The sequence below is a fragment of the Calothrix sp. CCY 0018 genome (assembly GCF_963920925.1).
In the GTDB taxonomy this organism is placed as follows: Bacteria; Cyanobacteriota; Cyanobacteriia; order Cyanobacteriales; family Nostocaceae; genus Rivularia.
This window is the reverse complement of sequence record NZ_CAWUDI010000008.1, coordinates 107,446-121,521: the sequence shown is the minus strand read 5'-3', so window position 1 is coordinate 121,521 and position 14,076 is coordinate 107,446. Positions and strand designations below refer to the sequence as shown.

The following is a 14,076-nucleotide window of genomic DNA, read 5'->3' as shown; positions in this document are numbered from 1 at the left end:
TTCCCTACACGACTCTGGATAGTTATTGTATTTATTTATTTAGTTCTTCTGCTAAATCTTCACGTTCTATTGCAATCAATGCATCTTCTAATTCGTGAAGCCTACTTCTTTGTTCTAACCATTCCCAGATACCTTGTGGTTTTCTTCCTTGGTCAAAAGTCGCAAGTATATGTGGTGGGATATCTAACTCGTCTGCTAAATCTTGCCAGTCATAAACAAGTTTCTGACAAATAATCCTTTTAACGGATCTAGAAAAACTTTTTCTAATGGTTTTAGTAACTTTAGTACCCTCTTCCTTATTTGAAGGCTCTGGTATCAATGTGTTGCTAATAGAAGATTTTTGAGTGTTTAAAGTATCCAGTACTAACTTACTTTCAAAAGGCGCTGATTTCAATAGCCCTACCACAAACGATGCTGCTGTTTCGGCTGCGTATTCTTGCCAATCATCATTTTTGGAACCGTCAGCCCAGTCACACATTCCTTTGACAAGAAAAATTCCGGGCATAAAATCACTTTCATAAGCAGCAAGTGCAGCACCTGCTCCTTCCATTTCTATTCCAACAAGTTGTGACCAATCACTTTGTAACTCATCTCTTAAATCTTGATCGGCAATAACAGTGTTACCAGATGCAATAACACCGAAATGTACGGCAGGATTAACTCTTCGAGTTGTACCATCAGGTCGTTGAGCTTTCACACAGAAAGCCCAGTTTTGTAAAGGTAGGTTCTTTGCTGCTTCCAGCAAAACTCTTGCAGGACGATATACTTGATATCTTGGTTGATTTTGTGAATTACCTTGCTCTGCTTGAACTCGCTTATTTAACGCATAATCAACAATCTGTTCCCCTACAATAATGTCACCTAAATATCTACTATTCTCTTTAGGAACTCCTCCTGCAATTCCAGCCAGGATTATCTGAGATGGATTAAATTCATTTATTGCTCTTTGAGTTGTGATCGCAGCTTGGGAATTACCCATTGAAGATAAACACAAAATTGCGGCTTGATAAACAGTTTCTGATTTACTTGTCCTGATAAAAGCTTTATGAAAAGTTCGACCAGAATATTCTACAATTTGAGGTGATTCCAGATACTTTAGAATAGCATCTCGCTCCTTTGGTAAAGCTGTGAGAATGACAACATCAGTTTTATTCTCGGAAAATTCACTTTGCGGAAAATGACTTGTTGCCATGATCGAAGAAATTACCTTTGATTCTATTGAATGGTCATTAGTAATAGGTTCTAATTCTTTAATTTTCCCTTGAGGTGAACTAGCTGTAATGTTCTGAGGAGTAAAGGTTTCGGGTACTTCCTCTCTAATATTAGAAATAGGGGGAAAGGATTGATTATAAGATGCTTCAGTTAGATAATGCTTTAGATAATCTATAAAATCTTCAAGTGAAGCATCAGTAGCATCATATCTTTTTGTTGCTTTTTTAATTGAACTAATAAGACTTGAGTAAAGATTACTTACATATTCTCGTCTGTGCTGATATTTTTCAAGTTCGCATGAGTAATAAGCTTTCCAATGTGATAATGTTCTAAAATTGTTTGGATTCGTAATAGGTACACCAATTATTCCTAATTGTCTTATTTGTAATGCGATGTCTTTCCAAACTTTTATATAAATTTCTTCATCATCTTCTCGTTTAGATTTTCCTGTGGCAACATCAATCATGATGCTTTTAATACCCTCAAGCTTTTTCAATAATGTTTCAACTTGAGAAATATTAAATTCATCTAAATTGTTTTTTCCTTTGGATCTATCAAAATTAGTATACAAGTAATTTTCTACTTGATTAATAACATTAGAGTACAGTTCATAAACATATTTTAGACGTGCTTGTGTATTTAAATTATTGTCAGAGTAAAAATCATACCACTTCTTAAGAGTCTCGAATTTATTGAGATTTATTATATCAAAATTGTCTTCATTAAGAAATTCAATCGTTAAGTTGATTTCTTGATAAATATCTTGATAGATTTCTTCTTCATCCCAAATATTTGATTGACAAGTGGCAATATCAATCATAATTGATTGTATTTGTTCAACCTTGACTAGAAGTTCTTCGATTTTTTCAGGTTTCATGAATTGTCTAAAAATCTATTGCTAACAATATTGTGGACAACTACATAGGGAACTATATTTCTTTCTGAACTTCTAGCTGTTTTAGCAGTTCGAGAAGCAAATTGATTTGTACTTGTCTATTGTGATACCAATGCTTTGACCAAATTCTATGAATCTGCCAATTCATTTTCTCTAAAACTATTCTTCGCAAACGGTCGCGATCGCGTGCTGTTGGATATTTGTTATAAGTCAATCCATCACACTCAATACCTAATAAAAATTCATTGGCTTGCTGTTTATTCTTAACTGCTAAATCAATCGGATAATTGGAAGCACCTAAAGATGTTTCTACTTCGTATCCTTCTTTTTGAAGAGCGTATGCAATATCTTCTATTAAAAGTGAATTAGAATTATAAATTCTAGAATTTGTTTCTTCAATTCTTTCTCTTTCAACCCGCTGAATATACTCGAAATACTCTTTAAAACAAATTACACCCTGACTGTAAACTCCAGACAACATATCAGGTGTAATTGATGCCACTAATATGAGTTTATGCTTTGCACGAGTTATTGCTACATTCAGCCGCCTTTCTCCTCCTGGATAATTAATCGGACCAAATTTTCTTTCAAATTTTCCTTCTTTATCTCTCCCATATCCAAAGCTAAGAATAATGACATCTGCTTCGTCACCTTGTACATTTTCTAAGTTTCTTACGAAAATTTTATCTGAGTCATCCTGAGAAAACTCTGCCAGTTCATCATTATTTTGACTTAGTTCTTCAATTTTTTTTTGGATAGCACTTGCTTGTTTTTTGCTAAATGCAATTATACCAAGACTAAGATTCATATTCTGCCGAACATGATCTAAAGCAAGTTGTGCTACTTCCTCAGTTTCCCTTATATTATGACCCTTTCCACCACGCTCGTATACTCCGTCCCGAACGTGATGAAAGAAAACTCCTCGATTTTTATCTTTTACGGGACTTGGAAAGGTAACAAGCTTTGATTCGTAAAACCTCTTATTAGAAAAATCTATTAAGCTTTCATCTTGGCTACGATAGTGCCATTTTAAAGTGAATTCCTGCATAAATTTTCCGCATTCAGCTAAAAAACTTTCATAAGCCGCTTCATCCTGATTCTCATCATCATCATCTTCAGAACTGATACCAGAAAAAAATGAAGATGGAGGCATTTGTTGCGTATCACCAACAACTATTACCTGTTTTGCTCGCATGATAGATGAAATAGCATCTTCTGTACGAATTTGAGATGCTTCGTCAAATATCACAACATCAAAAGGAATTAACTCTGGAGGAATATACTCACTTACCATTAAAGGACTCATCAACCAGCATGGTTTGAGTGCCAAAACTAAATCACAAGCTTTGTGAATAAACTGTCTTATTTCATCATGCTTTCTTTGTTTTTGAGTTTCTTGCTCAAAATATGAAATTGTTGGTTTTACATCTTTTTCTTGAAACCAATTGTCACGCTGTTCAGCATACAGCTTTTGCAGCCTTACTCTTGCAAATTCATATCGCTTCTCATCTTGCTGAGAAAATTTTGTGATCGTATCTTCATGAATTTTAAAGTTAAAGCATCTTAGTTCAGTACTGTTATCGTAAATATATTGCAGCCAATAGTAATAAAAGCTTTTTTCAAAAACAGTAGACCAAACATTAGGAGAAGCATCGCATTCCTTAATTTTATCAAGGAAAGATTCCAATCCCATTCCCTTAAGTTGTTTGATATTTTCCTGATAATCTAACCATTTTCTAAATATATCTAACTCGTTAGCAGCTTTTTCAAGAAAGCGCTCTATTTCATTTATAGGGATATTCTGAAAATAGCGATTAGAGCCATTAATTATCTTTTCTGGATAATCAAAATAATCTTTTAATATATTAAATTCGTTATTAATTTCTTTAAAATTTTTTTGCCAATTTAATTTGTCTAAAGCATTTACCAACTCACGTCTACTATTTTCTGAATAAATTAGTTCCGATATGCTTTTTTTGCTAAGTTTATATTTTAGTAATTCATCAAACCATATAAGCGCTAGTTTTATACTAAATAAATCTGGTTTATCTCTGATGAAGAAAGTCTCAAAAGCTAGCCGAGGTTGGTAGTTATTATCTGCTAAATTTGACTTAATGTTATGAAGTTTGACCGCTTTTTCTACATCTTTTATTAGACGTTTATCAGAACAATATCTTTTTGATTTTCTATCTTTTAATATTTTGTGTTTATCTTTCCAATATTTGGAACTAAACCAACGAAAAATACCCCACCCTCTGCATATTGATAGTATTTTATGCAAATTCTGGCTAAAAAATGAACTTTCATATTCACTAACTAAATCATTAGAATACTCTTGCTCCAAATTACAGTCATTCTCTAATTCAGATAATAATCGCCATAAAAGTTTTATATTAGTGTTTGACATCCAAAACTTCGGAACTTTAGGAATATTAATAAATCCAGTTGCTTGCACAAAAACATTTTCAAACTCACCTTGTTCTCGAACACGACGTTTGTCTAAAGGGAAATTTGCTATGTGATGTCCAGCATTAACGATATTTTCTAATTCTTCTAATGTTTGAGGCGTTTGTTGACTAACTAATATAGCTAATTCATTACCAGTTTCTCTGACCCATTTAATATGCTGAGATAATTTCTCAATACCTTCATATATTTGTTCGCGTTTTTGGGAGTTTAAGGCTGTTAGGTTACTTTGTTGCCATACAGTCTTCTGTTGACATTTTATAAAAGGATGAAATTCAATAAGCTTATCTATTAAATTTTTAGCTCTAGCTAACTGAATATAAGACCATTTATTGATATTACGAAAAGTAAATCTAATTTCATAGTTACATTCTCTTTGAAGTTTTAGAAGTTCACCATAAAGCTCAAACGTAGATTTTTCTATAGGACGCCATTTTTTATGTAAAATTTTAGAATGCTGATTTAATATTTGCCTGCTATTTGTTAATTCGTAAAATATATAATTCAAATCAAACTCTTCATAGGTATGTTCGCTATCTTTTCTATAGTTTTTCAGATATTTTGCGAAATTTTTCTTTTTACCTATATCTTGATTAGAAAAATTGATAATAGCTTCTTCTAAACCAGATTTGTTCAGCCGATCAAAAACTACTTGTAGTGCAACTGGCTTTTCTGCAACAACAAGAACTTTCTTATTTTGACCAATTAATTCTGCAATTAAATTGACTATAGTTTGACTTTTACCTGTACCTGGAGGACCCTGTACTATAAAGCTCATTCCTGATATTGCAGCTTCAATAACTTGTTGTTGGCTAGAATCAGCTTCAAGAACTTGTAATACTGAGCTAGGAAGTATACAGTCATCTAAATTTTCTACTGGAATTATCTCAGGAGTACTTGATTCATATAGTTTTCTATTATTTGCTAATCCCAATAAAATTGGATTATTTATACTACCATCTACTTCTTGCTGAAGATATTCTAAGTCTTTTATCATCGAAACTTTTTTTCTTTCAAACAAGCCAAGATATGTAGTCTCTTCAATTTCCCAATTGCTATTATTTATGCGTTTACTAATATCTTTATTTTGGCTAACTCTATCTAAAAGCTTTTGATAATCTAAATCCTCATCTGTATTAATTTCCTCATTCAATATGATTCCATAGTCATTATTTAATTTCAATGCTAAAGCTGGATTTATAAAAATTGATTCATCTGTTGATAAAATACTATATTCTCTTTTCCTTGGAGGCTTATCTAATTCAACTGGTATAAGTATGATAGGAGAAATTATATCCTCTCGTGGTTTTTCCTTGGAATTCCATTTGAGAGTGCCAAGTGCAAGAAATAAAACGTTTACACCCTTCTGTTCAAAGATGTCCCTCGCATCCTTATGAAGCTTTGTTAAATTATTATTTATTTTACGATTATCTATATCATCATCTAGTAAATCATTCAGAGAAATTGGTTGTTCTTCAAGTACTAATTTCTCAAATATCTTCGCTGCTGGTATGGGAATTTCAGTAGTAGATTTTTTATCTTTCTGAAAGTGCAATAGGCGATTACGCTTTCCAAGTTCAGCAAGATCCTTCTTCCATTGTATAATCTTCTGCTGAAGTTCTGGGTCTATTGCTTTATTCATCTACACCCTCTTTAAAAACTTGACAAGATAAGCTTTTATGGACTGGCTAATATAATTTGATTGAGTATTATCTTAGCCAAACATTAATCTATACCTAAGTCAAATTTAGCATAAGTGTATTTATCTATGTTTTTCGATTATTCAAAAATGTGGTTTGTTTTAAAGGAGACGTTGCACTGCTAAGTCTCCCCAGATTTACATATAAATCTAAACTGTTGTTAAAACCTTTTCCAACAATCCTTGAAACAACTTTAATCCATCAGTATTACCCAACATCGCATCAGAGGCTCTCTCAGGATGCGGCATCATTCCCAACACATTACCGTCACGATTGCAAATACCTGCAATATCTCTTAACGAACCGTTAGGATTTTCACCTTCGTAGCGAAATACAACTTGATTATTGTCTTCCAACTCTCTTAAAGTTTTCTCATCAGCATAAAATTTCCCTTCACCATGAGCGACAGGTAAAGTTATTTGTTGGCAACTTTGATAACCTTGCGTCCAGGGTAAATCGTTACGCTCAACCTTTAGCGGGATTCTGTCGCAGATAAAATGTAAATCTCGATTTCTAATCAACGCACCCGGTAACAGTCCAGACTCAGTTAACACCTGAAAACCATTACAGATACCGAGGACAAACTTACCCTTTTGTGCGTGTTCGATAACAGAAGACATGATCGGAGAAAATCGAGCGATCGCACCGCAGCGAAGATAATCACCATAGCTAAAACCGCCAGGGAGAATCACCACATCAACATCGGAAATATCTGTATCTTGATGCCAAACCATCCGAGTTGGCTGCGACAGAATATCTCTCGTCACATAAGCAACATCGCGATCGCAATTAGAACCAGGGAAAACAACAACGCCGAATTTCATGATTTGATAATGTCAAAGGTATAGAGGGGGGGGAGAGGCGGAGAGGGGGAGATGGGGAGAAGAATGAATAATAACTCCTAACTCCTAACTCCTAACTCCTAACTTTTTTAATCCAAAATCCAGTCTTCGGAGCGTGTCCGTAAGGACATAATCTAAAATCCAAAATTCCTAGACTGCTCCAATAACTGATTCGACTTCAGTCAAATCGAAGCGATAGTTTTCAATTACGGGATTTGCTAGCATTTTGTCGCATATTTTGTCTAAATCTTGACGCGCTGACTTCTCAGAATCAGAGGTAATCATCAATTCGATGTACTTGCCAATTCTTACTTGTTCAACGTTGTTGTATTCCATCTGCTTTAGCCCGGATTGTACGGCGACACCAGCTGGATCTAAAACTGAAGGACGAAGAGTTACAAAAATTTTAGCTTGATATTTAATTGGCACTTAATCTTACCCAATGCGGCTCTGGGTATACTATATCTTTCTACGGTTACTAAATGAAAATTATATTGTCAAACGGTTGAAGTAAATTAAAAGTAGAAGTGGTAATAGAAATTCTTTATTGCAGTTATTCAAATAGTTATCGTTTATGAAACCCATACGTACCCGCAGTCAAGAGCGGCTTTTAAACTTGCTCAAATCCATTAAACAAGGCATTTCCGCTCAAAATCTATATGTGGAACTGCGTAATAGCAATCAAACTATGGGTTTAGCAACAGTTTATCGTTCGTTGGAAGCTTTAAAACTCGAAGGATTAGTACAAGTCAGAACCTTAACTAACGGTGAAGCACTTTATAGCTTAGTACAGCAAGACAAACATCATTTAACCTGTTTGCAATGCGGTAGAGAGATTCCCATCGAACAATGTCCGGTACATCAACTAGAAACCGAATTAGAAACCAACCAAAATTTCAAAATCTTTTATCACACATTAGAATTCTTTGGTTTATGCGACAAATGTCAAGTTGAGCAAGCTTGTTAAATGTTAGTTGTTAGGAGTTAGGAGTTAGGAGTTAGGAGTTACCAATTAAATTCTACCCCCTCTCCCCCTCTCCCTCAACCTAACCGCGTTGTTGATGATTCTTAACCTCCCCAAGCATCGAATTCCCATCTTGGGTTTCAGAAACAATGGAACGTATACCTTCAAGAGTACCGGGAATTGTCCGGGGATCCATAAACATGACTTTGGCGCTTTCGCTTTGTCCGATTGCTGCTCCCATGTCTAAATAACCTAAAGCTAATAGCACTTCTAATGCTTGCTGGGCTTTGGGATTCTCTTTCATTTTTAGAGCGAGAATTTCTGATGATTCGGCTACTGCGTGGGCTTTGAGTACTTGCTGCTGGCGTTCGGCTTGCGCTTTGAGGATGGTAGCTTTTTGTTGTGCTTCTGCCTGTAAAATTACGGCTTTTTGATTGGCTTCTGCTTCTAAAACTTGAGCTTCTGCTCTACCTCTAGAACTATTTACCGCTGCTTCCCGTTCGCCTTCCGATGTCAAAATTGCTGCCCGCTTGCGTCTTTCTGCGGTCATTTGCAATTCCATTGAGTCTTGCACTGCTTTGGAAGGAATAATATCGCGCAATTCTACACGGGTTACTTTTACACCCCAAGGGTCTGTTGCAATATCTAAATCTCGCAATAAAATTTCATTAACATCGCTACGAGCGGTAAAGGTTTGATCGAGTTCAAATTGTCCCATTTCCGCTCGAATTTGAGTCAATACCAAATTCACCATCGCCGCTTGGAGATTTTCTACTTTGTAGTAAGCTTTCTCCATATCCATAATCCGCCAGTAAACCACAGCATCAACTTCAATGGCTACGTTGTCGCGGGTGATGCATTTTTGCGGAGGAATATCGAGAACTTTCTCCCGAATCGTTTCGCGGTAAACTACGCGATCGAAGAAAGGAAACATGAAATTAAGTCCGGGTTCTAACTTGGTGTTGTAGCTCCCCAATCTTTCGACTAAAGCTTCGTTTCCTTGGTTGATAATTTTCACGCTACCAGCTAAGGCAGAACCACCTAAAGCTAAAGATATCAGTAAAAATAATTGTTCCATTGTCTTTATCTCCTAGTTTTTTCTAATAGTTACTAATTTTGTAGACAAATCTACTCAAGCTTTATAAGGTTTAAACCTTATAGGGCTAACTACAAGCCTCTCTACTGAGTCTCTATTAAAAACAGAATCCCCAACTACTTTTCTCAAGATATTTAAAGAAGCATTCAAATCGGCGTTTATTCTCATCCCTTGTGAAGATTTGAACAAACCTCTTTTCACTCGGTTCCCTTGATATTTACTGTGCTTTGCTATTGGCTCCATATCCAGAAAACTACACTTGCTTGTGTAACTCTCCTCACTGGTTGTGACTTTAATTCCCACCAGTTCGCATTTATAAATTAACTGATTTATAAATTTAGAGTGAGGAATCGAAACAAAGTGCTGATTATTTCTTGTACCAATTTTAATGTTCTGTTTCCAGCCTTCATTTTTACCGACTATCAAATGACTAACACCACGTTCTACCAGTTTATTTACAATAAATCTGCTAGCTGCATGGATATAATAATCCATCTTATTATTACGCTTCCGTGTGAGGGCTTCTAGTTTTCTAGAAGTATATTGATTTTCTCTTAAAAATGATTGTAATTTCGATTTAAGTTTGTTGTACCACTGGTTATAAGATTTAATCGCTTTACCACAAACAATAAAAGGAGTAAAGTTTGGGTCATTACTAGCAACAGTAGCTAAGTTATTCAAACCTATATCTATCGAAGCTATAACACCATCCGTACATTGTCCAACGTCAGGGACATTATAAACAATTTCAACAACATAACATCCATATTTTGGTACAATTCTTAATTCATCGATATTAGTGATATTGGTTGGGACTTTTAGAGTCAACCCGGAAGGACTAACAAAACCCTTATTTAACCAAGTTTTAGAAATCGCTTGGTAATTAAAAGTTAATAAATTTCTACCTTTTTCTTTATGTTTATATTTAGGTAACTTAGGTTTACCTGTAAACTTATCTGGATTTCTGGAATACTCCGTCTTTGCTTTTTGGTAAGACTTAAAAACATTGCTGACTTGTTTAATCGTCAGTTGTGATATTTTGGCGGGTAAAGTTTTATAATCCTCAGTTAGTTTAAGAAGATGATACAACTCATTGAAAGTTGGTATTTTCTCACCTTTAAAGTAACTTTGTCTGCAAATGTATAGAGCGCAATTAAACAAGTTTTTTGACGCGAAACAAGCTCCATCAATCTCCTTAAATTTCGGGTGTGTTTGTTTAATTTGATGCTTTTGGATTAGTTTCATCAGTTTTCAAGCATTTGACTTAATTTGTCTGTGTTTGACTATGTTTATTTAGTTTAAAATAAATACTATTTTTCAAACATGAAAATCAAACACAGTTGGGAAACACGAGAATTACGGATGTAAGATATTTTCGGGCATGACAATCAACGTTGTACCTTCACGTCTAACTACGTAAACTCTTTGGTAAGGGGCGATAAAAGCTTGTTCATCATCGCATCGCGCTCGCCAAGAATTGCCTTCGTACAAAACTCTTCCCGTTTTACCAGCAGGTATTTCAGTGATAGTTTCTCCTAAAACTGCATCTCTAATTTTTGATTTACGTCGTCGTGGTGAAATATATTTACGAGTAAGTACTATTAATGATGCGGAAAGCAACAACCAACAAAGTGCTAATAGCCATAAATTTCCTACAGCTAAAGACAATAACGCTACTATAAAAGCGCTGATGCCCATCGTAAAAGCGACAAAAGCAGTGGGAATAAATAATTCCGATAAACAAAAACAGGCTCCGACTATCAGCCAGATCAAAGTTATAGACATATATCATCCTAAAATCTATATTCAGGATAAATTGATTCGCAGTGAGTAGTATACAGAAGCTTTGAGTATCAAGTATGAAAGTAAAAAACTGATCCTGCAAGCCTTTTTACTACTTCAAAAGCCAAGATTTTATTAAAAAAAGCGGTACTAAAGTTAAATACACTTGGCGAACTTAAATTTTCTGAAAGCGAAAAAAATAAAATTGTTCTTTTTAAGGTAAATTTTGATTACTTCTAATCACAAAATTTGGTTAAAAGGATACCTACTTAGTCTAATCCAAGCCTTAATTCTCTGGCTGCGAAATGTCACTTAAATTTACTTGTTAATTATAGTAGATGGAATTTATACCTGATGATTTCTACTCAAAGGATAGTTTATTGCACGAATCCTCACTGTACCGATCCCATTAATACTGTAGGTAATCGCCTTTGCGCTAATTGCTTCACACCTCTTGTCTACCAATATCTTTGGGCGGTGGATACTAAAAAAAATAATTTAGAATCAGGAGAAAAAATAGATGGACGCTATGAAGTTATTTCACCTCAAATTTGGCTGGATACTCAACCGATACTAATACCGGAAACATTAGATAAATTACCGAATAAAGTTCTTCCCTATCTACGCTTGCATCAACATCGATTGCACGTACCTCATGTATACGGATTTACACAATTAACTCAAAACAACGAAGATAATATCTTGTTGCTGGAAAATGCACCTATTGACGATAAAGGCAGTCTGTATCCTGCAATTACCGATGTCTGGGATTCAACGGCAGTAAGACAAGTTTACTGGTTGTGGCAAATTCTCGAATTGTGGAAACCTTTATCCGAATTAGGAGTTGCAGGTAGTTTGCTGGTTCCAGAGAATTTGCGCGTACAGGGTTGGTGCGTGCGTTTAGTGGAACTGATCGAAAATACAAACGCGCCAACTTTACAGCAGTTGGGAGAATGTTGGCGACCAATTGTAGCCATTTCCCACACAAAAGTTAACAGTTCCTTAACAAAACTTGTTAAGCAAATGTGTAGCGGTGTGGTTGATTTTGAAGCAATTTCTAACCAACTTAATCAACTATTGCTATCACCAGCAGCAGAATTACCTTTAACTCTGAAAGTATTTGGAATTACAGATAAAGGAGAGCAACTAACCAGAAACGAAGATAATTGTTTTCCTACAAATAAAGATTCCCAAGACGATTCTTTAATACCCAAAATATCTCTTGTATGCGATGGTATAGGCGGACATGAAGGTGGTGAAGTTGCTTCCGCTTTAGCCGTGCAGTCAGTAAAATTGCAAATCAAAGCTCTACTAGCTGAAGTCGCACAGCAAGCCGAAATCGTATCCCCAGATTTGTTAAAACAGCAAATTGAAGCCAGCTTGCGAGTTGTAAATAATTTAATTTGCAGTGCCAACAATCAGCAAAGACGCGAAAAAAGAGAACGCATGGCTACAACGCTGGTAATGTCGGTACAGATACCGCAAAGCGTGCAAACTACCGGAAATTGGCGTTCGGAAAATGCCTGCGAACTTTATTTAGCAAGCGTTGGCGATAGTCGCGCTTACTGGATTACTCGCAACTACTGTCAGCTACTTACAGTTGATGACGATGTAGCAAAGCGAGAAGTAATTCACGGACGCAGCCTGTATCGTAAAGCATTACAGCGTCCCGATGCTACTGCTTTAACTCAAGCTTTGGGTACTAAAGAAGGTGAATTTCTTCATCCCCAAATCTCACGCTTTATTTTAGAAGAAGATGGAATATTACTATTATGTTCCGACGGTTTGAGCGACAATAACTTGGTAGAACATTACTGGCGCGATTATGCTTTACCAGTATTAACGGGTGAAGTCTCCCCCCAAGAAGCAGCACAAAGTTGGATTAAATTAGCAAATCAAAGAAACGGACATGACAATATTTCAGTAGTCATTACCCATTGTCGCGTCATTCCAGATTACTTAGCAATAGTAAATCCTAAAGCATCTGATATAGAAGTTTTAGAAGGGGAAACAGCACAGCCAGAACAAGAATTAGCAGAAAGTTCCCAAGCACTATTAGACTTAAGACTTTCCGACGACGAACCCGTTGCAGCCAACAATTGGGCACCCGTCAAGAAAAAGCGATCGCGCAATCCAATAATATTACTATCCATAGTATTGCTGCTATTAATCGGAGGTACAGGTTTATTGTTGCTCGGATGGTGGTTAATTCAGCCCAAATCATTTAACACAACCTGCAAGCAGCTTCCGCAGCAAGTGCGGAGAGTTTGTCCCCCTTATTGAGGATGGGGGGATGGGGAGAGGGGGGGATGGGGTAGAGGGGGTAGAATTTAATTGGTAACTGGTCACTGTTAACTGCTAACTCTTAACTCCTAACTCTTAACTCCTAACTCTTAATCCAAAATCTAAAATCCTTTCACCTTTCAACTAGTTGACCAATGTCTACTTTTGGAGTGAAGATATAGAGATGAAAACTCTTGCCTTCGTGTAAGGGGAGTTTTATATATGGCTTCTATACCGCATTTATAAGGCTAAAACAAAATTTAAAGTGGCAAGCGGTCTATATTTTGATAAAAAACAAATTCATTGAGGGGTAGGCGTGACGACTGTTGTGGAAAACCAAAAGTTAGATGTAAATAGTGATATGAATGTTGGCGATCGCGTCCGTGTTACGGAATCTGTAGTAATTTATCATCATCCCGAACATCGCGGTGAGGCTTTTGATATCAAAGGCTTAGAAGGAGAAGTGTTTGGTATTGCTACAGAATGGAAAGGAAGACCTGTTAGTGCTAACTTCCCTATTCAAGTGAAGTTCACTAAAAAGTTTAAAGCTCACTTACGTACTGATGAATTAGAAACAATCTAAAATTTAGCGTCTGCGGCGAAACCACTGAAATATATTCAGTTCGCCGCGCATTTTTTCTAATTCTTGACGATTGCTTTTAGCTGTAGCACGATACCATTCACAGTAACTATTAAACTCCGAGCGCACTTCAACTTCTCGGTAAAATTCATGAGCAGTTTCACTCGCAGCAATTGTTTCTTCTATCTGAGATGACCCCGACGGAACTATTCTTTGTAATTCTTGAGACATTATTTTAGTTGTTAGTTGTTATCCA

Annotated in this window: 11 protein-coding genes; 3 read left to right on the top strand and 8 right to left on the bottom strand. The window is 35.8% G+C overall.

Annotation, left to right across the window (positions count from 1 at the left end; translation table 11 throughout):
- Positions 1-31: 31 nt before the first annotated feature.
- The 4 genes from ACM03V_RS08135 to purS all read right to left on the bottom strand — a co-directional run bounded on the left by ACM03V_RS08135 (position 32) and on the right by purS (position 7,544).
- Positions 32-2,089, bottom strand: coding sequence for a hypothetical protein (locus tag ACM03V_RS08135; protein WP_414620265.1), 2,058 nt, complete (start codon positions 2,087-2,089; stop codon positions 32-34).
- A 52-nt stretch (positions 2,090-2,141) separates the two neighbouring features.
- The gene (locus tag ACM03V_RS08130; RefSeq protein ID WP_414620264.1) at positions 2,142-6,215 is read right to left on the bottom strand and encodes a DUF4011 domain-containing protein; all 4,074 of its coding nucleotides are present in this window, start codon (positions 6,213-6,215) and stop codon (positions 2,142-2,144) included.
- A gap of 207 nt (positions 6,216-6,422) precedes the next feature.
- The gene (gene purQ / locus ACM03V_RS08125) at positions 6,423-7,097 is read right to left on the bottom strand and encodes a phosphoribosylformylglycinamidine synthase subunit PurQ (protein ID WP_414620263.1); all 675 of its coding nucleotides are present in this window, start codon (positions 7,095-7,097) and stop codon (positions 6,423-6,425) included.
- Positions 7,098-7,265: 168 nt separating this feature from the next.
- Entirely contained in the window at positions 7,266-7,544 is a 279-nt protein-coding gene (gene purS / locus ACM03V_RS08120) for a phosphoribosylformylglycinamidine synthase subunit PurS (RefSeq protein WP_414620262.1), read from the bottom strand.
- Positions 7,545-7,689: 145 nt separating this feature from the next.
- On the opposite strand from purS, the gene ACM03V_RS08115 reads away from it, so the two are divergent.
- The gene (locus ACM03V_RS08115) at positions 7,690-8,082 is read left to right on the top strand and encodes a Fur family transcriptional regulator (RefSeq protein WP_414620261.1); all 393 of its coding nucleotides are present in this window, start codon (positions 7,690-7,692) and stop codon (positions 8,080-8,082) included.
- A 79-nt stretch (positions 8,083-8,161) separates the two neighbouring features.
- On the opposite strand, the gene ACM03V_RS08110 is transcribed toward ACM03V_RS08115, so the two are convergent.
- The 3 genes from ACM03V_RS08110 to ACM03V_RS08100 form a co-directional block, all read right to left on the bottom strand.
- A complete protein-coding gene (locus ACM03V_RS08110) occupies positions 8,162-9,157 on the bottom strand; it encodes an SPFH domain-containing protein (protein ID WP_414620260.1) in 996 nt (331 codons plus the stop codon).
- A gap of 54 nt (positions 9,158-9,211) precedes the next feature.
- Positions 9,212-10,420: an RNA-guided endonuclease InsQ/TnpB family protein gene (locus tag ACM03V_RS08105; RefSeq protein WP_414620259.1), complete on the bottom strand. Its 1,209-nt coding sequence runs from the start codon at positions 10,418-10,420 to the stop codon at positions 9,212-9,214.
- Positions 10,421-10,531: 111 nt separating this feature from the next.
- The gene (locus ACM03V_RS08100) at positions 10,532-10,960 is read right to left on the bottom strand and encodes an NfeD family protein (RefSeq protein ID WP_414620258.1); all 429 of its coding nucleotides are present in this window, start codon (positions 10,958-10,960) and stop codon (positions 10,532-10,534) included.
- Positions 10,961-11,311: 351 nt separating this feature from the next.
- Here ACM03V_RS08100 and ACM03V_RS08095 point away from each other — a divergent pair, with 351 nt between their 5' ends.
- Together ACM03V_RS08095 and ACM03V_RS08090 are read left to right on the top strand one after the other, a co-directional pair.
- On the top strand, positions 11,312-13,240 hold the full coding sequence (locus ACM03V_RS08095; protein ID WP_414620257.1) for a protein phosphatase 2C domain-containing protein: 1,929 nt from the start codon (positions 11,312-11,314) through the stop codon (positions 13,238-13,240).
- 361 nt (positions 13,241-13,601) lie between these two features.
- A complete protein-coding gene (locus tag ACM03V_RS08090; protein WP_414620317.1) occupies positions 13,602-13,823 on the top strand; it encodes a ferredoxin-thioredoxin reductase variable chain in 222 nt (73 codons plus the stop codon).
- A 3-nt stretch (positions 13,824-13,826) separates the two neighbouring features.
- Here the strand turns inward: ACM03V_RS08090 and ACM03V_RS08085 are convergent, their stop codons facing one another.
- Positions 13,827-14,051, bottom strand: coding sequence for a hypothetical protein (locus ACM03V_RS08085; protein ID WP_414620256.1), 225 nt, complete (start codon positions 14,049-14,051; stop codon positions 13,827-13,829).
- Between the last annotated feature and the right edge of the window lie 25 nt (positions 14,052-14,076).

Coding starts and splice junctions, on each gene's coding strand:
- ACM03V_RS08110 (WP_414620260.1), bottom strand. CDS start 9,157: ATGGAACAATTATTTTTACTGATATCTTTAGCTTTAGGTGGTTCTGCC.
- ACM03V_RS08105 (WP_414620259.1), bottom strand. CDS start 10,420: ATGAAACTAATCCAAAAGCATCAAATTAAACAAACACACCCGAAATTT.
- ACM03V_RS08115 (WP_414620261.1), top strand. CDS start 7,690: ATGAAACCCATACGTACCCGCAGTCAAGAGCGGCTTTTAAACTTGCTC.
- ACM03V_RS08135 (WP_414620265.1), bottom strand. CDS start 2,089: ATGAAACCTGAAAAAATCGAAGAACTTCTAGTCAAGGTTGAACAAATA.
- ACM03V_RS08085 (WP_414620256.1), bottom strand. CDS start 14,051: ATGTCTCAAGAATTACAAAGAATAGTTCCGTCGGGGTCATCTCAGATA.
- ACM03V_RS08100 (WP_414620258.1), bottom strand. CDS start 10,960: ATGTCTATAACTTTGATCTGGCTGATAGTCGGAGCCTGTTTTTGTTTA.
- purQ (WP_414620263.1), bottom strand. CDS start 7,097: ATGAAATTCGGCGTTGTTGTTTTCCCTGGTTCTAATTGCGATCGCGAT.
- ACM03V_RS08095 (WP_414620257.1), top strand. CDS start 11,312: ATGATTTCTACTCAAAGGATAGTTTATTGCACGAATCCTCACTGTACC.
- ACM03V_RS08130 (WP_414620264.1), bottom strand. CDS start 6,215: ATGAATAAAGCAATAGACCCAGAACTTCAGCAGAAGATTATACAATGG.
- ACM03V_RS08090 (WP_414620317.1), top strand. CDS start 13,602: ATGAATGTTGGCGATCGCGTCCGTGTTACGGAATCTGTAGTAATTTAT.